Genomic DNA, 21,739 nt, shown 5'->3' with positions numbered 1-21,739 from the left:
GAATGCCGAAGGAAGAAGTCCTCGAGTTTCCGGGTATCGTCACGGAATTGTTGCCCAACGCGATGTTCAGGGTGAAGCTCGAAAACGAACACGAGATCATCGCCCATACTGCCGGCCGCATGCGCAAGAACCGCATCCGCGTGCTGACCGGCGACAAGGTTCTGGTCGAGATGACACCATACGACCTGACCAAGGGCCGCATCACCTACCGCTTCAAGTAAGATCAAGACCCGGCCGGTAAAGCGATGAGCATTTTGCAAAAGCTGGTGCTTGCCTCGGGTTCGCCGCGCCGCATCGAACTCTTGCAGCAGGCCGGCATCGAGCCGGACCGCATCCTGCCAGCCGATATCGACGAAACGCCGCTGCGTGCGGAGCATCCGCGCTCGCTGGCCAAACGGCTGTCGAAGGAAAAGGCCGAGAAGGCGTTCGCATCGCTGAAGTCCGAGACGGACCATGCGCCGAGCTTCGTGCTGGCGGCCGACACGGTGGTCGCCGTCGGGCGGCGCATCCTGCCCAAGGCCGAGACGCTAGACGACGCCGCCAACTGCCTCGGGCTGTTGTCCGGACGTTCGCACCGGGTCTATTCCGGCATCTGCCTGATCACGCCGGGCGGCAAACTGCGCCAGCGGCTGGTCGAGACGCGGGTGCGTTTCAAGCGGCTGCCGCGCGAGGAGATCGACGCCTATGTCGCGTCCGGCGAATGGCGCGGAAAGGCCGGCGGCTATGCCGTGCAAGGGCTGGCCGGCGCTTTCGTCGTCAAGCTCGTCGGCTCCTATACCAACATTGTCGGCCTGCCGCTCTACGAGACGGTGGCGCTGCTGTCGGGCGAAGGTTTCAAGACGCATCAAAACTGGTTGTCCGCGCGACCATGAGCCTCGACGACAAGGTCACGCCCCTGCGGCCCAAGCGCCCGTGCCCGGAATGCGGCAAGCCATCGGCGCGCGAAACCTATCCATTCTGCTCGACGCGCTGCAAGGACATCGACCTCAACCGCTGGCTGAAGGGTGCGTATGTCATCTCGGCCCGCGACGACGAGGAAGAACCGGACGCCGACGAGCCGAAGTAGACGAGCGCCGGTCAGGCGGCTTCGTTCTTGCGTTTGACGCGCGCCCAAGCCGGCAGCCAGTCGCCATGTGCGGCCAGGAGATCGTCGACCAGTGACCAGATCTGGTCGAGATCGAGTTCGGCTGCGGTGTGCGGATCCATCATCGCCGCGTGATAGATGTGTTCGCGGTTTTCGCTCATCAGCGCCCGCACCGTCAGTTCCTGCACGTTGATGTTGGTGCGGATCAGCGCCGTCAATTGCGGCGGCAGGTCGCCTATATAGGTTGGCTGGATGCCGGATGCATCGACCAGGCACGGCACTTCGGCGGCGCAATCACGCGGCAGCGAGGTGATGCAGCCATTGTTGCGCACATTGCCGTAGATGACCGACGGTTCGCCGGTCCAGACCGAATTCATGATCGAGGAGGCATATTCCTTGGACTCTTCGACCTCGATGCGCTGGGCCGAGCGGTAGGCCTGCGCCTGGTCCTTCCAACGCTCGATCTGCTCGACGCAACGCTTGGGGTATTCGTCGAGCGGAATGCCGTATTTCTCGATCAAATCGGGGCGGCCGTCCTTGATGAAATAGGGCGTGTATTCCGCGAAATGTTCCGAGCTCTCGGTGACGAAATAGCCCAGCCGCGTCAGCATCTCATAGCGCACCTTGTTCGGGCAGCGCGGATTCCAGCCGGGTTTCGGCGCGCGGCCTTCGCGATAGGCACGCACGAGATCGGGATAGAGGTCGCGATAGGATCCATCCGGCTGGCGATGCTCGAACTGCAGGTAGAAGGCCATGTGGTTGATGCCAGCCGAGCGATAGCGGATCTCGTCATAGGGAAGGTCGAGATCGTGTGCCAGCTCCATCGCCGTGCCTTGCACCGAGTGGCACAGCCCGACCTGCCTGATCTCGGGATATTTCTCCGAGATCGCCCAGGTGTTGATCGCCATCGGGTTGACATATTGCAGCATGATGGCCCGCGGGCAGACGGCAAGCATGTCCTCGCAAATCTTCCACAGATGCGGCACGGTCCTGAGGCCGCGCATGATGCCGCCGACGCCGAGCGTATCGGCGATGGTCTGGCGCAGGCCATATGTCTTCGGCACCTCGAAATCCGTGACGGTGCAGGGCTCATAGCCGCCGATCTGGAAGGCGACGACGACGAAATCGGCGTCCGCCAGCGCCTTGCGCTGGTCCGTGTAGGTCTCGGCCCTCGCCTTGACGCCGAGCGTGGCGATCAGTTTGTTGACGACGACGGCGCTTTCTTCCAGCCGCTGCGGATTGATGTCCATCAGCGCGATCGTTGCGCCCGAAAGCGCCGGGCGCTGCAGCACGTCGCCGACGATGTTCTTCATGAACACCGTCGAGCCGGCGCCGATGAAAGTGATCCTGGGATGTCTTGCCACGTTAACCTCCGGCATATGTTCAGGCCACCTCGAAAGCGGCCCTGACGAGCCGTTCGGTGTAGGCGGTCTTGGGATTGGTGAGGACCTGGTCGACGGGTCCTTGCTCGACGATCTTGCCGTGCTGCATGACGATGACGCGGTGGCACAGCGCCCGCACGACCTTGAGGTCGTGCGAGATGAAGAGATAGCTCAGACCACGCTCGTCCTGCAGCTTGCGCAGCAGATCGATGATCTGCGCCTGGACGGAGAGATCCAGCGCCGATGTCGGCTCGTCGAGCAGGATGAATTCGGGCTCCAGAGCGATGGCCCGGGCGATGGCGATGCGCTGCCGCTGGCCGCCGGAGAATTCATGCGGAAACCGCGACAGGATATCGCCCGGCATGCCCGCGCTGACCAGCGCCTCGCGCACCCGCTCGACCCGCTCGCGCCGTGTCGCGCCAATGCTGTTGACGACCAGCCCTTCCTCGATGATCTGGCCGATCGTCATGCGTGGGTTGAGCGAGGAGAACGGGTCCTGGAAGACGATCTGCATGCGCGAGCGCAGCGGCCCGCATCTGCGCTCGCGACAGGCCATGGATCGGCTGGCCATCGAAGCGGATCTCACCGCGTTTCGCGTCGGTCAGCCGGAGCAGCGCCTGGCCGAACGTGGTCTTGCCGGAGCCGGATTCGCCGACCAGCCCAAGCGTCTCATGGCGGCAAAGCTTGAGGTCGAGGTCGTCGACGGCGACCAGTTCACGCCAGTCCGGCTTCAGGAACGTGCCGTGGCGCAGCATGAAGCAGACGCGCACGCCATTCGCTTCGAGGATGGTGCCAGAGCCCTCGGGCAACGGTTGCGGCCGTCCTCTTGGTTCGGAGGCAAGCAATCGCTGCGTGTAGGGATGCCGCGGATCGGCGAACAACCGTTCGGTGACGTTGTGCTCGCACATTTCGCCATGCTGCATCACATAGACGTAGTCGGAAAACTTGCGCACCACGGTGAGGTCGTGGGTGATCAGGATCACCGCCATCCGCAGCTCTTTCTGCAGATTGCGGATCAGGTTGAGGATCTGCGCCTGCACCGTGACGTCGAGCGCGGTCGTCGGCTCATCGGCGATCAGCACGTCCGGATCGTTGGCGAGCGCCATGGCGATCATCACGCGCTGCCGTTGCCCACCCGACAGCTGGTGCGGATATTGTTTGAGCCGCGCCTCGGGCTCGGGTATCTGGACATGCCGCAGCAGATCGAGAGCGCGCGCCCAGGCTTGCTTGCGGCTCACCTTGCGATGCACCCGGATTGCTTCGACGATCTGGCTACCGACCGTGTAAATCGGGTTGAGTGAGCTCATCGGCTCCTGGAAGATCATGGAGATGCGGTTGCCGCGCAGCTTGCGCCGGGCGCTCTCGGGGAATTTCAGAATGTCCTGTCCGTCATAACAGACGCTCGATTTCGGTGACACCGTTGCGCGGCGCGACAGCAGGCCCATGACGGTGCGCGCCGTCACCGACTTGCCGGAACCGGATTCGCCGACGATCGCGATCGTCTCGCCGCGATAGAGCTGGAATGAGATGTCCTTGACCGCCTCGACTACACCGTGCTCGACCTTGAACGCGACCTCGATGTTGCGGGCGTCGATGACGGGCTCTCCCTGGCGCCCATGATGATCGAGGCGGAATGCTGGTGCGAAGGGCTCGGCGAGTACGATGGTCATCCCTGTCCCTCAATATGGATCGACGGCATCGCGCAGGCCGTCGCCGAGCGCGTTAAAGGCAAAGACGGTGACCAGCACGAAACCGACCGGCGTCAGGATCCAGGGATAGGTACCGATGACGGAATAGGTCGCGGTGTCCTGAAGCATCAGCCCCCAGGAGATCAGCGGCGGCTTGACGGCAAAACCCAGGAAACCGAGGAAGGATTCGAGCAGCACCACCGTCGGGATCGCCAGCGTCACGGCGACGATCACGTGGCTCATCACATTGGGGAAGATGTGCTGCAGGATGATGCGCCGGTCGGTGGCGCCGACCGCCATGGCGGCGCGCACATATTCGATGCGCGCAAGCGCCAGTGTCTTGCCGCGCACTTCGCGCGACATCTGCGCCCAGCCCAACGCCGACATGACGATGATGACAAAGCCGAGGAACACATTGGTCGGCGCGGTGACAGGGATCAGCGTCGTCAACGCCAGATAGAGCGGCAGTTGCGGGAAGGCGAGCACCAGTTCGACGAAGCGCTGCATCCAGACGTCGAACCGGCCGCCGAAATAGCCCGATACCATGCCCACCGTGGTACCGATGACCGTGATGATGAAGACCACCGTCAGCGCGATCATCAGCGAGACGCGCGAGCCATGGATAGCGCGCGACAGCACATCACGCCCGAATTTGTCGGTGCCGAGGAAATGCACGGGCTGGCCGTCCGTCGAGGCGAATAAGTGCCGGTTCGCCGGGATCAGCCCGAAGAGCTTGTAAGGCGCGCCCTCGACGAAAAAACCAAGCAGCCTCGGGTGCTCGTAGTCGGGGCCGACGATGGGCTGGAAGGTGACCGGATCGAGATCGGCCGAATCCGACAGTGCATAGACCCTCGGCCGCGCGACGAAATTGCCGTCCTTGTCGTGGAAGGACGGCAGTTGCGGGGGGGCGAAGCCGACATCGGTCGCCTTCGGGTCCATCGGCGCCAGGAATTCGGCGAACACGGCCATCACCAGCAGCAGCACGACCAGCCAAAGCCCGGCCATTCCGGTCCAGGAGCGCTTCAGCCGGCGCCAGACCAGCGCCATGTAGCTCTCATTGCCGCGTGCGGGCGCCACTGTGGATCGCTCGGCCGGCAGTGGCGGTGGTGAAGGCTCTCGAGCCAGCATCTAGCCCTCCCCGAACTGACGCACGCGCGGATCGAGCAGGACGAGCAGCATGTCGGCAATGATGTTGCCGACGATCAGTGTCGCCGACAGCACCATCATGAAGGTGGCGGTGACATAGACATCGCCGACCGCCATCGAACCGACGATCGCCGGACCGACGGTCGGCAGCGCGAAGATGATCGCCGTCTCGATCTCGCCGGTCAGCATGTAGGGCAGCACCACGCCCTGATACATGACGAGCGGATGCAAGGCATTGGGCACGGCGTGGCGCATGACGACGGCGCTGCCCGTCAGGCCCTTGGCCTTGGCTGTCTCGACATATTGCGCGTTGAGCGTGTCGAGCAGATTGCCGCGCATGACACGCATATTGTAGGCGAGACCGCCGAAGGTGGCGATCGCCACCACCGGCCAGACATGCTTGACCAGGTCGACGAATTTGGCCCACGACCATGGCGCGCCGCCATATTGCGGCGAGAAGAACGAGCCGATCTCCGATACGTTGAACTGGAAGACCAGGAGATAGACGATGATCAGCGCCATCAGGAAGCGCGGCACCGTCATGCCGAGGAAGGCGATGGCCGACAGCGTGGAATCGATCCAGGTGTATTGCCGGGTCGCGGCCCAGATGCCGAAGGTGATGCCGAGCACCGAGGCGAGCAGATGGCAGACCAGCGCGAGCAGCAGCGTGCGCGGCAGCCGCTCGCCGACGACCTCGGCCACTGGCTTGTTGTAATAGAGGCTGTAGCCGAAATCGCCACGGGTGACGATGCCGCCGATCCAGTTGAGGTACTGGACGGGCAGCGGCTTATCGAGGCCGTGTTCGACGCGATAGGCCTGGGCCTGCGCGTCGGCCTCCGCGAAGGAGGCTCCGCCCTGGTTGATCAGCTGCGAGCGGATGTAGTCGGCATAATCGCCAGGCGGCGCCTGGATAATGGCAAAGGTGACGAGGCTCAAAATAGCGAGAACCGGGATTGCCGACGCTATGCGCATGAGCAGGAATCGCAGCATGGACGGTCCGCTTCCTCATCTCGCCGGACGCTCGCTTTAAAGGCGCCCGGAGGGTTGGTTTGTCCCGGCCGCGCCATCGACGCGGCCGGGTCTCTCTCAGTCAGGGGAGGTAAACTTGCATCGGCCCTTAGACTTACATCGGACCCTTGTCTCCAGGCTTGCCGGGAAGCTCTTCGGGGAACAATTCGTATTTCGCCTGTTTGTCGGCCGCGACGAAGACCCGTTCGCGGATAATCGAATCCTCCGCCCAGTTGAACATGAAGATCGGCGTGCCTTGCGGGATGTTGGAGAAGCGTTTGTTGACGATCACGGCGCCGGGATATTCCGTCAGGCCGACATTGTAGACGTGCTCGGTCGAGATCTTCTGGAAGTCCCGCATCAGACTGGCGCGCTGGTTGTTATCCGCCGACGAGACGAACTTGTTGACGATGTCGACGAGGTCCTTCTCGAAAGGCATCAGATCGACCTCGCCGCTTTCCGGCGCGCGGTGATCCCAGCTGGTCTTGGGGCCGACCGGAGCGAGCTGCACGGTGTTCTGCACCACGGAGGTCAGCTCCTGCTCATTGCGCCGGATCAGCCAGTCGAAGCGGCCTGAATATTGCGTGGCATCGCGCTGGGTGCCGTTAAGCCCGTTGAGCACGATCCGGAGGCCAAGCTTTTCCATCTGCGCGACCACGCCTTCGGCAAGGCTCTTGTCGGTCGTGTAGTCGTTGTTGACCAGCATCACGATTTCGACGTTCTTGCCACCGGCGGTACCGGCAGGAAAGTTGACGATGCCGTCACCGTCTGTGTCCTTCAAACCGGCCTTGGCGAGTTCGGCCTTGGCACCCTCGAGGTCGAAAGGATAGTAGACGGTGGATTTACGGTCGTAGAAGCTGGTGCCCGAGGAGAGGCCGCCTGGATAGATCGCGGTGAACGGCCCCTTGACGAGGGAATCGCCCAGCGCCTTGCGGTCAAGCGCCATGGTGACGGCCTTGCGGAAATCCTCGTTGCGGTTCAGTTCGCGGATCGCTTGGCCGCGCTCGTCCGGGTTGCCCCAGCCGTTGGCGGAAAAGTTCAGGCGCAGATTGTAGCCTATCAGCCGCGGGCCGAAGGCCAGGCGCGCCGGCGCGTTCGCCTCCGCCGCGCGCTTCAGCGAGGCGACGAAGTTTTCCGGCTGCTCGAGGTTGGAGAAGTCGCCCGCGCCTGCGACCGCCTGAACGTCGCGGTCGGCCCAGGTCGACAGTTTGTAATGCAGCTCGTTGAGATAGGGCAGTTGGTTGCCCTTCTCGTCCACCTTCCAATAATAGGGATTGCGGCGCATGACGATGATGTCGTCCGCCCGATATTCGACCGGCACCCAGGCGCCCATGACAGGCATGTTCATATATTCCGGCGGGAAGGCGTTCTTGAACTGGTCGTAGGTGTTCTTCGAATATTTCGGGTGCCGCGGCTTCAAGATATGCGCGGGGCCGGGGCAGAAGGTGCCATAGGCCATTGCGTAGAGGTGCTGCTTCGGGAAGGCGTCCTTGAAGGTCCACTCGACGGTGTAGTCGTCTATCTTCTTCAGCGTCGTGCCGACGCCGAAGGTTTCCTGAGTGGCGCCATTGAGCGGCGAGACGTTGGGATCCATGACCTCGTCGTCCCAGTAGAACATGACGTCGTCGGCGTTGAATGGCACGCCGTCGGACCATTTGGCGCCTTCGACCAGGTGCATGGTCAGCTTGTGGCCATCGGCCGACCAATCCCAGCTTTTGGCGAGATTGGGCAGCGGCTCGGTGTCCTTCGCCTCGACCTGGAACAGCGGCGCGGTGCGCGTCAGGCACTCGGAAAGGCCGATGTCGATGCCGCCCCACCCCTGGGTCTGGCCGGCGCCGTAGTTCCAGCCTTCGGGCCTTCCGCCGATGACATGGCGCATCGTATCGCCATAGACGCCGACGCCGTCCGGCATGTTGGCGGTCTTGAAGACAAGCGGCTCTTTCGGCAGCCGATCTTTCACCGGCGGCAGCTTGCCGGCCTTGACGTATTTTTCCGTGACCCAATCGGGCTCGTGATAGTCGGGAAGCGCCTTGAACTCCAGGATGGAGTCGCGCGGCACGTACTTGATCTTGCCCTCGGCCGGAAACGTCGCCGGAACCGGTGGGACTGTCGGCTCGGAAGCGAAAGCGTTGAGCGCCGGAACGGACACGCTCAGCGCCAGTCCGGCGGCGATGCCAATGCTGCGTAGGTACCTCATTATCTCCTCCCTCGTGTTCAGACGTTTGCTGCTGCTCGTATCTTGCCTGGACGGCAGACTGCGGTGGATCTGCCTCCCGTGGATCCGCCGCCGCACCCGGTTCTCAGACGGCCTGTTTCAGCGCGGCTTTTTCGGCGCGCAGTTCCTCGATCGAGCGCACGCTTCGCCGAGCGGCACCGGCCCATTCCCGCGTCTTGACCGTGGATTTCGACAGCCTCTCCTTGGCTGCCGGAACCGCGTGGGCATATTGCGGCAGCCATTGCGCCTGGGCGACGACCATTTCGTCGACCATCTGCCAGACCTCCTCCGGCGTCGACACCGCGCCGACCAGCGGGTCATGCAGCACGGCAAGCTTCAGAAGATCGATGTCGCCAGATATAGCGGCGTGGACCGACATGCGCTGGACGTTGATCGAGGCCATGCAAGTAGCGGCACAGGCTTCCGGCAAGGTGATGCCGGCGGCCATGTTGATGCCGAAACGGTCGACGAAACCGGGTGACTCGATGATGGCGTCCCGTGGCAGATTGGTGATCACGCCCTCATTCCTGACGTTGAAGTGGCCACGATAGACGCGGTTGGTTTCCAGCGCCTCCAATATGTGGCTGGCATGCTCGTTGGAGCGCTTTGACGCGTCGATCGGTTTCGACGCCGCTTCGAGGAATTGCGGATACTCGGTCTCGAACCAGTTGCGGGTTTCCGTGGAATAGCGGAGGTAGCCGCCCGTCTCGCCATGGATCCAGTCGGACATGTCGATCCAGCGCGTGATCTCGTCGGGGCGCTTGCGGTACCAAGGCAGATATTCGGAGAGATGGCCGTTGCTTTCGGTCGAATAGACGCCGAAGCGCTTCAGCACATCGATGCGCAGCTTTTCCTGCTGGGAATAGACCGGATGTGCCTCGAAGGCGGCAATTAGCTCATCCCTATCGATCTTGCGGCCGTTCAGCCGCAAATCGATAAACCAGGTCTGGTGGTTGATGCCGGAACAGACATAGTCGAGTTCCCGCGGCGATTTCGCGCCCAGCACCTCGGCGATCTGTTCGGCGCCGTGCTGGACGCCATGGCAGAGACCGACCGTGTCGACCTTACCGTATTCGATCGCCGCCCAGGTGTTCATCGCCATCGGGTTGGCATAGTTGAGGAATTTGGCGTTGGTGTCGGCGACTTCGCGGATATCCTTGCAGAAATCCAGGATCACCGGAATGTTGCGCTGACCATAAAGAATACCGCCGGCGCAGATCGTGTCGCCGACGCATTGGTCGATGCCGTATTTCAAGGGAATGCGAATATCATCGGCATAGGCTTCGAGGCCGCCGACCCGCACGCAGCTGATGATGTAGCGCGCGCCCTCGAGTGCCTCGCGGCGGTCGGTCGTCGCGGTCACCCGCGTTGGCAGTTTGTTCGCCTCGACGATCCTGTCGAGGATCGCCTTGATCATCGCAAGATTGTGCTCGCTGACATCGGTCAGCGCGAATTCTATGCCCTTGAATTCCGGCACGCACAGAATGTCAGTGAACAGCTTCTTGGTGAAACCGACGCTGCCGGCGCCGATAATAGCGATTTTGAAACTCATCACCTTCACCTCGGTCCAATCGAATGCTAGGCAGGGAGCAGCAAGGGAAGAAAATTGGCCACACGCCTTTTGGGCGCATGCCGATCAAGCCGGAATCCGGCTTTTCTCTCCTCCCGCCCGCTCCTCGTTCGCGGGTTATTCGCGTTCTTCCAGGCGCGATTATGCGCTTATTCGCGGGCGCGACCAGAGAAGGATTATGCTTTCAGGGGTAATTTTGTGCTGCGGGATTTGATCGCCAACGGAGAGTCGATGCGGACGGTGTCGCTGCCGCGCGGCCGCCAGCGCCTGCATGCCATGCCGACGAGCACGGGCTATGAGGTGCGCGAGGACGTGACCTATGATTGGGACGGCCGAAAGCGCGGTCAGACACCGTTCACCGTCCTGCAGCATACGATCGGCGGTACCGGCCGGTTGCGCTACGAAAACCGCGATTACCGCCTGCAGACGAACGACACGCTGCTGGTGCTGGTGCCGCACAACCACCGCTACTGGCTGGCCAGGGGCGAGCGCTGGGAATATTTCTGGATCTCGATGAACGGCGAGGAGGCGTTGCGCGTCCACAAGTCGATCCTCGACGTGTCCGGACCGGTCTTTCGGCTGCAGCCGGCGACGATCGATCATCTCGCCGATTGCAGTCTGCGTCTTATCAAAGGGGCCGCTTCCCCAGGCGCTGCTTCGGCCATCGCCTACGAGGCGGCGATGGCGCTCTACGACGATGTGTTCGGCTCGCACGCCTTTGCCGAAAAACAGAGCGCCATGCAGCCGGTCATCAATCATATCAACGCTAATCTCGACAAAGCCCTGCCGGTGGCGGACCTGGTCCAGATCAGCGGGCTGAGCCGGGCCCATTTTTCGCGCTGCTTCGCCGAAAGCGAAGGCTTGCCGCCCGCCGAGTTCGTTCTGCAGCAGCGGCTGCAGCGGGCGGCGAAACTGCTGACCAAGGCGGACTTCCTGCCGGTGAAGGAAGTGGCCATCCTGTGCGGTTTCGAGGACGCGAATTATTTTTCCAAGGTCTTTCGCCGCCTCTATGGCACGACGCCCAGCCAGTTCCGCACCACCGGCATGTATGCCAGCTTGCGAACGCCAGCCAGGCGCGGCGCCAGGGTGTCGGACGACGAGACCTGACGCCGCTTGAGACCTAATCAGGCCGCGTGCAGGCTGCCGCCGTCCAGCCACTCGAGTTCGGCCGGCGAAAGCGCAATATCCAGCGCCCGCAGGCTGTCGTCCAGTTCGCCCAGCGTGCGCGGCCCGATCAACGGGACCGATGGGAAAGGCTGGTTGAGGACATAGGCCAGCGCAATATGGATCGGGCTCTTGCGCAGCCTGGCGGCGAGTTCGATCGCCCGGTCGCGGCGGCCGAAATTGCGCTCGGAGTACCAGACCCGCACCAGTTCCTCGCTGTCCAGCCTGTCGCGCCCGGCGCGGTCGGTGAAGAAGCCGCGCCCCTGGCTCGACCAGGCGAAGTTCGGCATCTGCCTGGATGTCAGCCAGGCTTTCCAGTCGTCAGTGGAGGAGGTGATGCAGCCGGCCCAGATCGGCTCCAGCATTTCGGCCAGCGAAAAATTGTTGGAGAGCGCGCCGGGCTTCCGCTTGCCGGTTCGCTCGGCATAGGCGATGGCCTCGTCCATGCGCTGCATCGTCCAGTTGGAGCCGCCGAAGGGACCGCGAATGCGCCCGGCCTTCACCTCGCGGTCCATGGCGTCGACGAACTCGCCGACCGGCACGTCCGGATTGTCGCGATGCATGAAATAGATGTCGACATGGTCGGTCTGCAGGCGGTCGAGCGACTGAGCAAGCTGCTTTGCGATTACGTCGGGATAGCAGAGCGGCGAGTGCGCGCCTTTGGCGATGATCACCGACTGCTCGCGCACGCCACGGTTCCCCAGCCATTGGCCGAGCAACGTCTCGGTGTAGCCTCCGCCATAGACGTAGCCGGTGTCGAACAGATTGCCGCCAGCCTCGAAAAAGGCATCGAGCAGGATAGACCCGGAAGAGAAGGTGCGGAAATCCTCGAAGCCGAGCGCCACCACGGAGGTCGGTTTCGGCAGGCCCGGAATGGTGCGCTTGCCGATCGCGGTGCCGCCGTGCCGCAGAGGTCGGCCGGAGATGGTGTCGGTGCGCAGCGAGGCCTTCTCGATCTCGTACTCCAGCCCCACCGCCGCGCGCCATCTGTCGAGCACGCGCAAGGTGCCGAGGCTGTCGGCCCAGCCCATGCCCGGCCAGGCGAATTCCTGTCGCCCGGCGCGGATCGCCTCACCGGCGGCATCGACCTCGAAGGAATAGACATGGCGCTTCTCGTTGACGCTGATGGTCTCTTCGGCGCCGTCGGCGCCGATCACGTTGATCCGGCCGAGGCCGACATCGCGGTCGCCGCCGGCGAACCAGAAGTCCGGCACCTCGATGCGGCCCATGGTGCCGAAGATGCGCAGGACGTTGTCTTGGTTTAGCGAGATACTGCAGGAAACCTCGGCGACGATGCCACCGGGGAAATGCAGGACAGCGGAGGCCCATTCGTCGACGCCGGACTGGCCAAGGTGGGCGGCGCCCACCACCTTGTCGGGTTCGGCGAATGGCTCTCCCGCGGCAGCGCCGGCAATGAGGCGCACCATCGACACGGGATAGCCGCCGACGTCGAGGATGCCGCCGCCGGCGAGGTCGTTGGCGTAGAGCCGGTGCTCCGGCATGAAATCAGGCATGGCGAAGCCGAAGCTCGACTTGAGCATCCTGATCTCGCCGATGACGCCAGACTTGATCAGATCCACCAGTTGCAGCGTCTGCGGATGCAGCCGGTACATGAAGGCTTCGCCGAGAAAGGTGCCGGCCTTGCGCGCCGCATGCATCATGGCGTCGGCCTCGAACGCGGTCAGCCCGAGCGGCTTTTCGCAAAGCACGTGTTTTCCGGCTTCCGCCGCCCTGATCGCCCATTGCGCGTGGCCGGGATGCGGAACCGCGATATAGATCGCGTCGATTTCCGGATCGGCGAGAAGAGCGTCATAACCGTCGAGGATGCGGGCGCCGGGAAAGCTCTCGGCCAGACCCGGTTTGCCGGGGTTGCGCGCGCCGATGGCAACCACTTTCCCGGTGCGCGAACCGGCGACGCCATCGGCAAAGGCCTTGGCAATGCCGCCCGGCCCAAGAATCCCCCAGCGAATGGGCGTTGATACAGTCATGTCATTCTCCTTGCGGGCTTGGAAAGGGGCGGCCGGTCAGCGCAGCCGCAGCCCCTTTTCGTCGAACAGGTATGATTTGCGGATCGAAACGGTGACCTCCGAGGTGTCGGGAACCTTTGCCGCTTCGCGCTGGATCACCACATCCTCGCCATGGGTCGTTCGGGCATAGAGGAAGCTCGTGCCGCCCAAATGCTCGACCACGTCGATGGCGGCGGTCAGGTCGGCGTCGCCTTCACCGGCGCTGCCAAAATGGTTCCGGCCGCACGCCGACGATGACTTTGCTACCCAGTTCAGGCCCTGCGCATTTCAACGGTTGCGTGATACGGGTCTTCTCCTCGCCCGCCAGCTCGACCACGACCCCTTTTTCATCACGCCCGACAATATGGGCCTTGATGAAATTCATCTTAGGCGAACCGACAAAGCCGGCCACGAACATATTGTCGGGATTGTCATAGAGTTCCAGCGGCCTGCCGATCTGCTCGATATGGCCGGCGCGCAGCACGACGATCCGGTCGGCCAGCGTCATCGCCTCGGTCTGGTCGTGGGTGACATAGACCATGGTGGCGCCGAGTTCCTTGTGCAGCCTTGAAATCTCGACCCGCATCTGGACACGCAGTTCGGCATCGAGATTGGAGAGCGGCTCGTCGAACAGGAACACTTGCGGCTCGCGCACGATGGCGCGGCCGATGGCGACACGCTGGCGCTGGCCACCGGAAAGTTTCTTCGGACGACGATCCATCAATTCGCTGATGCGCAGGATCTCGGCCGCGCGCTTCACCCGCCGCTCGGTATCGGCCTTGGGGTTGCCGGTCATGCGCAGCCCGAATGAGAGGTTCTGCTCGACGCTCATATGCGGATAGAGCGCGTAGGACTGGAACACCATGGCGATGCCGCGGTCGGCCGGCTCGACATCGTTGACCACCTTACCGCCGATGGCGATCTCGCCGCCGCTGATGTCCTCCAGCCCCGCGATCATCCTGAGCAGCGTGGACTTGCCGCAGCCCGACGGGCCGACGAAGACGACGAACTCGCCATCGGCGATGTCGATGTCGGCGCCGTGGACGACCTCGAAGGCACCGAAGCGCTTGGCGACATTGGTGAGTGTGACGGTTGCCATTCTGCCCCTTACTTGACCGCGCCGGCGGCGATGCCGGCGATGAAATGACGCTGCAGGAGCACGAAGACGATGAGCATCGGCACGGTCAGCATGACCGCGCCCGCCATGATGCCGCCCCACGACACCTTGGTCAGGCCGATCAGCGTGCCAAGCGCCACGGGTGCTGTCATCGAACCCGGCTGGCTGTTGATCAGAAGTGGCCATAGATAGTTGTTCCAGGAGGCGAGGAACAGGATGATGCAGAGCGCCGCCAGCATCGGCCGCGCCAGCGGCAAGGCGATGAAGACGAAGATCCGCCACTCCTTGACGCCCTCGACGCGGGCGGCATCGAACAGATCGTCCGGCATCATCGAAAAACTCTGGCGCATGAACAGCACGCCCAGCGAATTGAACAGCGGCGGCACGATCAGCGCCACCCAGGTGTTGGCAAGCTTGAAGTCGCGCGCCACCATGATGAATTGCGGGATCAGCACCACCGCATAGGGCAGCGTGATGGTGCCCAGGATGATGGCCACGACCACGCTTTTGCCGAAGAATTGGTAGCGGGCCAGCGCCCAGCCGGCCATCGAGGTCAAAAGCACCGACAAGACGGTGTAGGTCACCGCCACGCAAATGGAAATGACGATGGCGCCGACGAAGTCTGTGTCGCGCTGCAGATTGTTGAAATTGTCGACGAAATTGCCGCGCGGCAACAGTTCGATGCCCGGACTGAATATGCCGTTGTCGGGCATGGTCGAGAACACCACCATCATCCACAGCGGAAACAACCAGATCAGCGCCAGCGGGGTCAGGAACAGGTGCAGTGCGATGCTTCGTTTCAGTCTTGCCGACGAGAGCGAACTCATTTCGGTTCCCTCGTCAGCCATAGCTGCACCAGCGTGATGGCGATCGCCAGCCCGGCCATGGTGTAGGCGACGGCCGAGGCATAGCCGAAATTAAGCGAGCGGAAGCCCTGGCGGTAAAGCAGCAGACCGAGCGTCTCGGTGCCGCCGCCCGGCCCGCCGCGCTCCGTGATCAAGAACGGCTCGGTGAACAATTGCATGGTGCCGATGATCGACAGCACGGCGCAGAAGACGATGACCGGCTTCAACAGCGGCAGGGTGATGTAGAAGAATTGCTTGAGCTTGCTTACCCGGTCGAGCGTCGCTGCCTCGTAGACATCCTCGGGAATGGACTGCATGCCGGCCAGCAGGATGATGGCGTTGTAGCCGGCCCAGCGCCAGGTGACCGCGATCATGATCAGCGCCATGGCCGGCGTGACATTGGAAAACCAGTCGACCTTGGGCAGGCCGATGCCGTTCAGGAGCTTGTTGACGATCCCGAAATCGAGGCTGAACATCAGCCGGAACACCGCAGAATAAGCGACCTCGCCGACCACCACCGGGGCGAAGAAGGCGAAGCGATAGAGGCCGCGCGCCTTGAGCAGCGGCGAATTCAGAAGCACCGCCATCACCATGGCCAGCGCGATCATCACCGGAACCTGGATGACGAGGATGAGCAGCGTGTTCTTCAGCGCGTTAAAGAAGGCGGGGTCGCCGATCAGCCGGCCCCAGTTGAAACCGGGCGCGAAGCGCCACGGCACGGTGCGTGTCGCCTGGAACGAGATCAGGAACGAGGAGATGATCGGCCACACCCAGAAGATGGCGAAGATCAGGAGATAGGGCGTAAGGAAGCGATAGGCCGTGGCATTGCGGTCGCGCATCTTTTGTCCTCCTTCATCCCTGGTGTCGAAAGCAAGCGTGCAAGCGGCGGGTCCAGGACGGCATAGCTGCCATCCCGGACCCCGTCCTGGGAGGTCAGGACTTGACAGGCAGCCCAGTCGCCGAGGCGATCTGGCTGGCGGCATCGTCGAGTGCCGCCTTGGCGTCGGGATATCCGCCGGCGAGGTATTTGGTCTGCACGGCGCGCACGATGATCTCGGCATCGCTCTGGAACTGCGTGCCGCGGCTCGGAACGACCTTGGGCAAGGTGCCCAGAATATCCTTCCACACCGCCTGGCCGCCCCAGTAGGGCTGGCCCTGGCTGACGTAAGGGTCGTTCAGGGCCGAGACCAGCGATGGGACGAGGCCGAACTCCTTCAGCATGGTGATCTGGCCTTCATTGGTGCCGAGGGTGTATTTCAAATACTCGTAGGCCGCTTCCTTGTTCTTCGACGCCGAAGTGATGGCGAGCGACGAGCCGCCGAGATTGGCGGCGTGCGGCCCGTCCGCTGTCAGGCTCGGCATCAGGTAGACGCCCCATTTGCCGTTTTCGCCGGCCGATTCGGTGCGGATGGTGCCTTCGTACCAGCCGCCATAGACCTGGGTGGCGACGGTGCCGGCGGTGTTGTTGGTGATCTTGGTGCCCCAGTCGGCCGACGAGACGATGCCCGCGTCCTTCATCTCCTTGACCTTGGTCATGGCGTCGACGCATTTGGGCTGGTTGACCGTGATCGACTGGCCGTCCTCGGCGAAATAGGCGCAGCCCTGTTCGTTGGAGATCATGCGGAAGAATTCACTATCGCCGTTGAAATCGGCATTGGTCATCGAGACCCCTGGATTGGCGGCCTGGATCTTCTTGCCGGCGGCGATGAAATCGTCCCAGGTCTTGATCGATGCCGGGTCGACGCCCGCCTTTTCATAGAAATCGCGGCGATAGAAGGCGGCGACCGGGCCGGAATCCCACGGCATGGCATAGGCCTTGTCGCCGACTTCGAGTTCGGTACGCTTGAAATCGGGGAATTTCTTCTGGTCTTCCGCCGTGTAGCCCAACGTGTGCAGGTCGACGAAACAGTCGGGGAACTGGCTCCAGTAATTCTCGGCCTCGCCGTTCTCGATGGTCACGATATCGGGCAGGCCGACGCCGCCGGCCGCGCATCCGGCGATCGACTTGTCATAGGTCGGCTGGTTGCCGAGATCCTGGACCGTTACCTTGATGTCGGGATGGACCTTGTTGAAACCGGCAACCGTTGCCTTCAGCGAGGAGGCGGCGATGTTCCAGCTCCAGATGGTGATTTCGCCGGATTGCGCGAGGGCCGGGGCTGAGCCCAAGACAAGCGCGAGCGCGGCGCAGGACGGTGTGATGCGCATTGAAATCCTCCCATTTCATTTGCTCTCTCTGCGAGCCTGGCTAGACTAGGCACCGGCAAAGGCCTGTCCCCGACAAAGGGAATACGAAATTGGCGGAAAGTAAGATGCCCGAACGGCCGTTTTACCAGCCTGGTGCCAGCAGCGTGGAAGGCCTGCCGCTGTTGTTGCAGATGTTCCACACCAATCCGCTGGTGATGCTGAAGCCGCATTGGCATGCCCAGGTCGAGGTGAATTTCATCGTCCGCGGCTCCGTCCACTACCGCATGGACGAGCACGAAATCTCGCTCTCGGCCGGCGAGATGTGCCTGTTCTGGGGCGGCTTGCCGCACCAAATGGACGATTTGAGCGACGACGCCGTCTATGCCGGCGCGCACCTGCCGCTGGTGCATTTCTTCCGGCTTCACCTGCCGGCGGATATACGCCACCGGCTGATGACGGGCGCGACGCTGGTGACTAGCGCCACCGATCAATCCGACAACGACAATTTCGCCCGCTGGAACCGCTACGCCCGTTCGGGCGATCCGGCCAAGACCGAGCATGCCGTCAACGAACTCCTGCTGCGGCTGGAGCGGGTGCGGTTCGAGCCCTATCGGCTGGTGCCGGAAAACGCCGCCGGGCAGGAGGCGGGCAGCACCTTCGACCAGCAGTCCTCACGCAATGTCGGGCGCATGTGCGATTTCATCGCCGAAAATTTCCTCTACGACATCGATTGCATGAACATAGCGGCCGCCGCCGATATCCACCCCAAATACGCCATGAACCTGTTCAAGAAATCAACCGGCATGACGCTCAACGAATATGTCAACCTGTTGCGGCTGAGCTATGCGCAGGCGCTTCTGATGCATCAGGACGCCAATGTGCTGCGGGTCGCGATGGACTCAGGCTTCGGCTCGCTCAGCGCCTTCAACAAATCCTTCCGCAAGCTGGCCGGCATGACCCCATCCGACTTCCGCAAGGGGCTGCCAAGCGCCAGATAGGAGGGCGCATGGCGTGGAAACCAGCCCATCGGGCGACACTTCTTTTCCTGCGGGAAATCCTCATCTGGGCGCTGGACAGGCCGAATTCCCATGCTATAACCCACGCGCTTTCAAGGGGCGCCCACGGTGCTTTCATTGAAATCCGGAGCGCGAGTGTTCGTTAGCCGGAACAGGCCCAGATAGCTCAGTTGGTAGAGCAGCGGACTGAAAATCCGCGTGTCGGTGGTTCGAATCCGCCTCTGGGCACCAATTTCAATCTCACGCCCGTCATCGCGGCAGTCTCGACCGTGCTTACGCTGGTCTCGCTGGTCCTGATGAGCACGATCGAGGTCGCGGCAGCGCAGTGGCCAAGGTCGCCTTGCGTGAGGGTTTGCGCCGAGGAAGCAGCGCGCCCGAGCAGTTCAACATTGGGCGATAGCGCGGCCTTGGGCGCCAAACATCATTCTTGGGAGATAGAGTTGACCGAAAGACGGATACTGGTCGGGCGTGCTTTCATGTTCGCACAGTTTCACTCCGCAGATTACTTGGCGTGACCGCTTCGAAATCAGGCGAAGGAAAGATGTGATTGCGCATGCAAGGCAATCCGGAACGACCTTTGGCGGTATCGACAATCGCGTCGAGGAACTCGGCTATAAGGCTATTCCAACAGTTTCGGCTGTTGCGCCGCCTGGCGGCCTTGTGGATTACGACTTCTACGTTGAGATACGCGCCGCGCTGATAGCCCAGGCTCGCCAGGAAATATATGACGCGATCGCGCTTGAGCTGCACGGCGCCATGGCGACGACCGGCCAGAGGACGACTTGAGGGACTGGCCGGTAGGTTTAATTTGGTGATCGTTCTCATGCGCCTTGCCCGTCCTTCCCTGTGGTTTGGGTGCATCAACGGCGGTGATTCGGGAAAATCACCGCCGTTTGGATTCGAATCACGAAAGACAGAACTGGCAATCCCTCTCGCCGGTCAGGTGTAGAGCGTCGATGTGCAGTCGCATTGCGCACCAGGATATCGCGCACAGCGGCCTTGGTGGCTTGCCGTGAACCATGCGGACTTGCCGCCACGCTCGACCAGACCGATAACGGCGCGCTTCGGCTTCATCTTGCGCTTCAATCGCGCCTGGCCCTTGCGCTGAGGTGAAGGTAATCGCGGTCCACGCGCCCGATGCCAGGTTTCGTCGGCTCCTACGATCTTGCCTTCGCCACCAAGCGGGCCAGAAGACTTAATGTCTCCCGCCATCGCTTCTCGAATGCCGTGAACCATGAACCAAGCGATTTTGTTGGTGACGCCGAGCATACGGCGCGGTTGGTGCTCGGAGATGCCTTTCTTGGACGACGCGTAGAGCTGCGAAGGCCAGAGAATGGCAGGCGCCATGTGTTGCACTTGTGGAAGCCGGGCGAGTAGACCTGCGGTGAAGCTTGGTTATGCGATCCGGATTGGCATTGCCGCAATGTGAGCAATAACGGACCACGCGGCCAATGAATGGCCTCCAAAGGCTCGCGAGCCTTCTCGGAGGCCATCGCGATCGACGGGCAAACGGTCTTGCACACGCACACCTGCGGGCGGTGCGTTGTAAGCGCTAGCATCCACTCGATTCTTGCTGGAATTCCGGCTAGCTTGGCGACAAATGGCTCAGTTCTGGTCGGTGGATCACAATCAAACCGCCCGTCAACAGATTGATGGGCAGCACCTTTGGTCCCCCAAGACCGAGGGTAATGGCGCGCGAAGTGAGTTCCACAACAAATATGGGCCGGGGACGCGTGGCGACCAATCAATTGGCCACATGGGCAGCAGAGCGGAATTCGCCTTCACTGCTCCGAACCGATGGAATTCGCAGACACCGGAACTTTTTGGAATCAAGAGGGATGATTTCTGCCGATCTTTTGGATACCACATTCCCCTTCGATCCCTCTCAAAACGACAACAGGGGTCTCGGCCCGCTCTCGCAAGGCGATATTCGCCAATCCAAGTTTCGGACCCAGACAATCGGAAGGCCTGTCTGACCGGCATCCCACGGAAGTAATACAGATTGAAAATGGCGGCCTCCTATTTCAAAGCCACGATGGTTTCGAAGCCGGCCCGTCGCTCACGGTCCTCAAGGCGAGAATTCTAAGAGACGTTCACCAATGACCCAGCACGCAGAAAACGCTCGAATTCTCATGTACAGCCACGACACGTTCGGGCTCGGCCACCTGCAGCGCTGCCGGACTATCGCGCATTCGCTGGTCGAGGAATTCCGGGGACTTCAGGTACTTATCATTTCGGGTGCGACCATCGCTGGCGCCTTCGACTACCGTGCCCGTGTCGACTTCGTGAAGATCCCCAGCGTCATCAAATTGCGCAACGGCGAATACACCTCGCTGGAAAAGGATATCGATCTGCATGAGACGCTGAGGCTGCGCCAGTCGATCATCCGCCACACAGCCGAGACCTTCCGGCCGGATATCTTCATCGTCGACAAGGAACCGCTCGGCCTGCGCGGTGAGATAGAGGATACTCTGTCCTACCTCAAGACGCGCGGCACCACGCTGGTGCTTGGCCTGCGCGAGGTGATGGATGCGCCGCACCTTCTCGAGGCAGAGTGGGCGCGCAGGGATGTGATGCGCAAGATAGGCCTGTTCTACGACAAGGTCTGGGTCTACGGGCCGCCCGATTTCTACGATCCGCTGACCGGCCTGGATGTGCCGCCGGCTGTCAGGGCAAAGATGAGTTTCGTTGGTTTCCTGCAACGGAGCCTGCAGCGGAACGAGTTGCCCGGCCACCGGCCCGACGGCGACTATATCCTGGTTACCACCGGTGGCGGCGGCGATGGTGCCGAATTGATTCACGACGTCTTCGATGCCTATCAGCAGGATCCTCAACTGCAGCACAGGGCCTTGATTGTACTTGGGCCCTACATGCCGGCACGCAAGCGCAACAAGCTGCTCAAGAAGGGGTCCAAGATCCCGTACATCAAGATGATCGAGTTCGACAACCGTATGGAAGACCTGATTGCAGGCGCCAAGGCGGTAGTTGCCATGGGTGGTTACAACACCTATTGCGAGATATTATCTTTCGACAAGCCGGCGCTGATCGTGCCGCGGATTGAGCCCCGCCAGGAACAACTGATTCGCGCTCGGCGCGCAGCGGAACTCGGGCTGATCGAGCTGCTTCTGCCGGATGAAGCCAAGGACTCCCAGCGATTCGCCGATGCACTAGTGGCTCTGCCAGACCGGTCCCGCCCCTCACAGAGTAACCCGCATCTGACGCTGGAAGGACTGCCTCACATTTCCGAGATTGTCGCGTCATTGCTCGACCGGCGGGCCGGCCATCACCTTTCGGTCGTTGAAGGAACCAACTGA

Annotated in this window: 17 protein-coding genes, 1 tRNA gene and 2 pseudogenes; 8 read left to right on the top strand and 12 right to left on the bottom strand. The window is 62.1% G+C overall.

Features of this window, described 5'->3' with window-relative positions:
* Positions 1-2: 2 nt before the first annotated feature.
* Genes infA through yacG form a run of 3 tightly spaced genes read left to right on the top strand, consistent with a single transcriptional unit; the run spans position 3 to position 1,066 of the window.
* Positions 3-221 (top strand): translation initiation factor IF-1, encoded by a 219-nt coding sequence (infA, locus tag ACVWWD_RS12765; RefSeq protein WP_006329283.1) that lies wholly within the window; start codon positions 3-5, stop codon positions 219-221.
* Between the two features lie 24 nt (positions 222-245).
* The gene (locus ACVWWD_RS12760; protein WP_015316264.1) at positions 246-872 is read left to right on the top strand and encodes a Maf-like protein; all 627 of its coding nucleotides are present in this window, start codon (positions 246-248) and stop codon (positions 870-872) included.
* Positions 869-1,066: a DNA gyrase inhibitor YacG gene (gene yacG / locus ACVWWD_RS12755; protein ID WP_023772777.1), complete on the top strand. Its 198-nt coding sequence runs from the start codon at positions 869-871 to the stop codon at positions 1,064-1,066. Before ACVWWD_RS12760 ends, yacG begins: the two co-directional genes overlap by 4 nt.
* 11 nt (positions 1,067-1,077) lie before the next feature.
* Here yacG and melA (ACVWWD_RS12750) read toward each other — a convergent pair whose 3' ends face one another.
* The 6 genes and pseudogenes from melA (ACVWWD_RS12750) to melA (ACVWWD_RS12725) form a co-directional block, all read right to left on the bottom strand.
* On the bottom strand, positions 1,078-2,448 hold the full coding sequence (melA, locus tag ACVWWD_RS12750) for an alpha-glucosidase/alpha-galactosidase (RefSeq protein WP_023783725.1): 1,371 nt from the start codon (positions 2,446-2,448) through the stop codon (positions 1,078-1,080).
* A gap of 19 nt (positions 2,449-2,467) precedes the next feature.
* Positions 2,468-4,136, bottom strand: a pseudogene (locus tag ACVWWD_RS12745) (ABC transporter ATP-binding protein).
* A gap of 9 nt (positions 4,137-4,145) precedes the next feature.
* Positions 4,146-5,282: an ABC transporter permease gene (locus ACVWWD_RS12740; RefSeq protein WP_023783727.1), complete on the bottom strand. Its 1,137-nt coding sequence runs from the start codon at positions 5,280-5,282 to the stop codon at positions 4,146-4,148.
* Positions 5,283-6,290 carry an ABC transporter permease gene (locus ACVWWD_RS12735; RefSeq protein WP_023772773.1) on the bottom strand — a complete coding sequence of 336 codons (1,008 nt, stop codon included), beginning with the start codon at positions 6,288-6,290 and terminating at the stop codon, positions 5,283-5,285.
* A 133-nt stretch (positions 6,291-6,423) separates the two neighbouring features.
* The gene (locus tag ACVWWD_RS12730) at positions 6,424-8,505 is read right to left on the bottom strand and encodes an ABC transporter substrate-binding protein (protein WP_352550350.1); all 2,082 of its coding nucleotides are present in this window, start codon (positions 8,503-8,505) and stop codon (positions 6,424-6,426) included.
* A 103-nt stretch (positions 8,506-8,608) separates the two neighbouring features.
* The gene (gene melA / locus ACVWWD_RS12725; RefSeq protein WP_352550351.1) at positions 8,609-10,075 is read right to left on the bottom strand and encodes an alpha-glucosidase/alpha-galactosidase; all 1,467 of its coding nucleotides are present in this window, start codon (positions 10,073-10,075) and stop codon (positions 8,609-8,611) included.
* A 249-nt stretch (positions 10,076-10,324) separates the two neighbouring features.
* On the opposite strand from melA (ACVWWD_RS12725), the gene ACVWWD_RS12720 reads away from it, so the two are divergent.
* Positions 10,325-11,200, top strand: a complete 876-nt coding sequence (locus ACVWWD_RS12720; RefSeq protein ID WP_084056461.1) for an AraC family transcriptional regulator — start codon at positions 10,325-10,327, stop codon at positions 11,198-11,200.
* Positions 11,201-11,217: 17 nt separating this feature from the next.
* Here ACVWWD_RS12720 and ACVWWD_RS12715 read toward each other — a convergent pair whose 3' ends face one another.
* The 5 genes and pseudogenes from ACVWWD_RS12715 to ACVWWD_RS12695 form a co-directional block, all read right to left on the bottom strand.
* A complete protein-coding gene (locus tag ACVWWD_RS12715) occupies positions 11,218-13,245 on the bottom strand; it encodes an aldo/keto reductase (RefSeq protein ID WP_352550352.1) in 2,028 nt (675 codons plus the stop codon).
* A 36-nt stretch (positions 13,246-13,281) separates the two neighbouring features.
* A pseudogene (locus tag ACVWWD_RS12710) lies at positions 13,282-14,362 on the bottom strand (ABC transporter ATP-binding protein).
* Between the two features lie 8 nt (positions 14,363-14,370).
* The gene (locus tag ACVWWD_RS12705; protein WP_023772767.1) at positions 14,371-15,207 is read right to left on the bottom strand and encodes a carbohydrate ABC transporter permease; all 837 of its coding nucleotides are present in this window, start codon (positions 15,205-15,207) and stop codon (positions 14,371-14,373) included.
* On the bottom strand, positions 15,204-16,064 hold the full coding sequence (locus ACVWWD_RS12700) for a carbohydrate ABC transporter permease (protein WP_023772766.1): 861 nt from the start codon (positions 16,062-16,064) through the stop codon (positions 15,204-15,206). The genes ACVWWD_RS12705 and ACVWWD_RS12700 overlap by 4 nt, the downstream gene beginning before the upstream one ends.
* A gap of 94 nt (positions 16,065-16,158) precedes the next feature.
* Complete coding sequence (locus ACVWWD_RS12695; protein ID WP_457103094.1) at positions 16,159-17,430, bottom strand: ABC transporter substrate-binding protein; 1,272 nt, start codon at positions 17,428-17,430, stop codon at positions 16,159-16,161.
* 104 nt (positions 17,431-17,534) lie between these two features.
* On the opposite strand from ACVWWD_RS12695, the gene ACVWWD_RS12690 reads away from it, so the two are divergent.
* The 3 genes from ACVWWD_RS12690 to ACVWWD_RS12680 all read left to right on the top strand — a co-directional run bounded on the left by ACVWWD_RS12690 (position 17,535) and on the right by ACVWWD_RS12680 (position 19,211).
* Positions 17,535-18,407 carry a helix-turn-helix domain-containing protein gene (locus ACVWWD_RS12690; RefSeq protein ID WP_031241158.1) on the top strand — a complete coding sequence of 291 codons (873 nt, stop codon included), beginning with the start codon at positions 17,535-17,537 and terminating at the stop codon, positions 18,405-18,407.
* Positions 18,408-18,580: 173 nt separating this feature from the next.
* Positions 18,581-18,656, top strand: a tRNA-Phe gene (locus tag ACVWWD_RS12685).
* 237 nt (positions 18,657-18,893) lie between these two features.
* Positions 18,894-19,211 (top strand): M81 family metallopeptidase, encoded by a 318-nt coding sequence (locus tag ACVWWD_RS12680; protein WP_352547287.1) that lies wholly within the window; start codon positions 18,894-18,896, stop codon positions 19,209-19,211.
* Between the two features lie 153 nt (positions 19,212-19,364).
* Here ACVWWD_RS12680 and ACVWWD_RS12675 read toward each other — a convergent pair whose 3' ends face one another.
* A complete protein-coding gene (locus ACVWWD_RS12675) occupies positions 19,365-19,772 on the bottom strand; it encodes a hypothetical protein (protein WP_435053989.1) in 408 nt (135 codons plus the stop codon).
* A gap of 752 nt (positions 19,773-20,524) precedes the next feature.
* On the opposite strand from ACVWWD_RS12675, the gene ACVWWD_RS12670 reads away from it, so the two are divergent.
* Positions 20,525-21,739, top strand: a complete 1,215-nt coding sequence (locus ACVWWD_RS12670) for a glycosyltransferase family protein (RefSeq protein ID WP_023782143.1) — start codon at positions 20,525-20,527, stop codon at positions 21,737-21,739.

The sequence above is a fragment of the Mesorhizobium sp. URHB0026 genome (assembly GCF_054059755.1).
This window is presented reverse-complemented; position numbering and strand designations above follow the sequence as displayed.

Bases quoted from the DNA above. Each gene is read 5' to 3' on its own strand.
- infA (WP_006329283.1), top strand. From the start codon at position 3: ATGCCGAAGGAAGAAGTCCTCGAGTTTCCGGGTATCGTCACGGAATTG.
- ACVWWD_RS12760 (WP_015316264.1), top strand. From the start codon at position 246: ATGAGCATTTTGCAAAAGCTGGTGCTTGCCTCGGGTTCGCCGCGCCGC.
- yacG (WP_023772777.1), top strand. From the start codon at position 869: ATGAGCCTCGACGACAAGGTCACGCCCCTGCGGCCCAAGCGCCCGTGC.
- ACVWWD_RS12740 (WP_023783727.1), bottom strand. From the start codon at position 5,282: ATGCTGGCTCGAGAGCCTTCACCACCGCCACTGCCGGCCGAGCGATCC.
- ACVWWD_RS12735 (WP_023772773.1), bottom strand. From the start codon at position 6,290: ATGCTGCGATTCCTGCTCATGCGCATAGCGTCGGCAATCCCGGTTCTC.
- ACVWWD_RS12730 (WP_352550350.1), bottom strand. From the start codon at position 8,505: ATGAGGTACCTACGCAGCATTGGCATCGCCGCCGGACTGGCGCTGAGC.
- melA (WP_352550351.1), bottom strand. From the start codon at position 10,075: ATGAGTTTCAAAATCGCTATTATCGGCGCCGGCAGCGTCGGTTTCACC.
- ACVWWD_RS12720 (WP_084056461.1), top strand. From the start codon at position 10,325: ATGCGGACGGTGTCGCTGCCGCGCGGCCGCCAGCGCCTGCATGCCATG.
- ACVWWD_RS12715 (WP_352550352.1), bottom strand. From the start codon at position 13,245: ATGACTGTATCAACGCCCATTCGCTGGGGGATTCTTGGGCCGGGCGGC.
- ACVWWD_RS12705 (WP_023772767.1), bottom strand. From the start codon at position 15,207: ATGAGTTCGCTCTCGTCGGCAAGACTGAAACGAAGCATCGCACTGCAC.
- ACVWWD_RS12700 (WP_023772766.1), bottom strand. From the start codon at position 16,064: ATGCGCGACCGCAATGCCACGGCCTATCGCTTCCTTACGCCCTATCTC.
- ACVWWD_RS12695 (WP_457103094.1), bottom strand. From the start codon at position 17,430: ATGCGCATCACACCGTCCTGCGCCGCGCTCGCGCTTGTCTTGGGCTCA.
- ACVWWD_RS12690 (WP_031241158.1), top strand. From the start codon at position 17,535: ATGCCCGAACGGCCGTTTTACCAGCCTGGTGCCAGCAGCGTGGAAGGC.
- ACVWWD_RS12675 (WP_435053989.1), bottom strand. From the start codon at position 19,772: ATGGCGCCTGCCATTCTCTGGCCTTCGCAGCTCTACGCGTCGTCCAAG.
- ACVWWD_RS12670 (WP_023782143.1), top strand. From the start codon at position 20,525: ATGACCCAGCACGCAGAAAACGCTCGAATTCTCATGTACAGCCACGAC.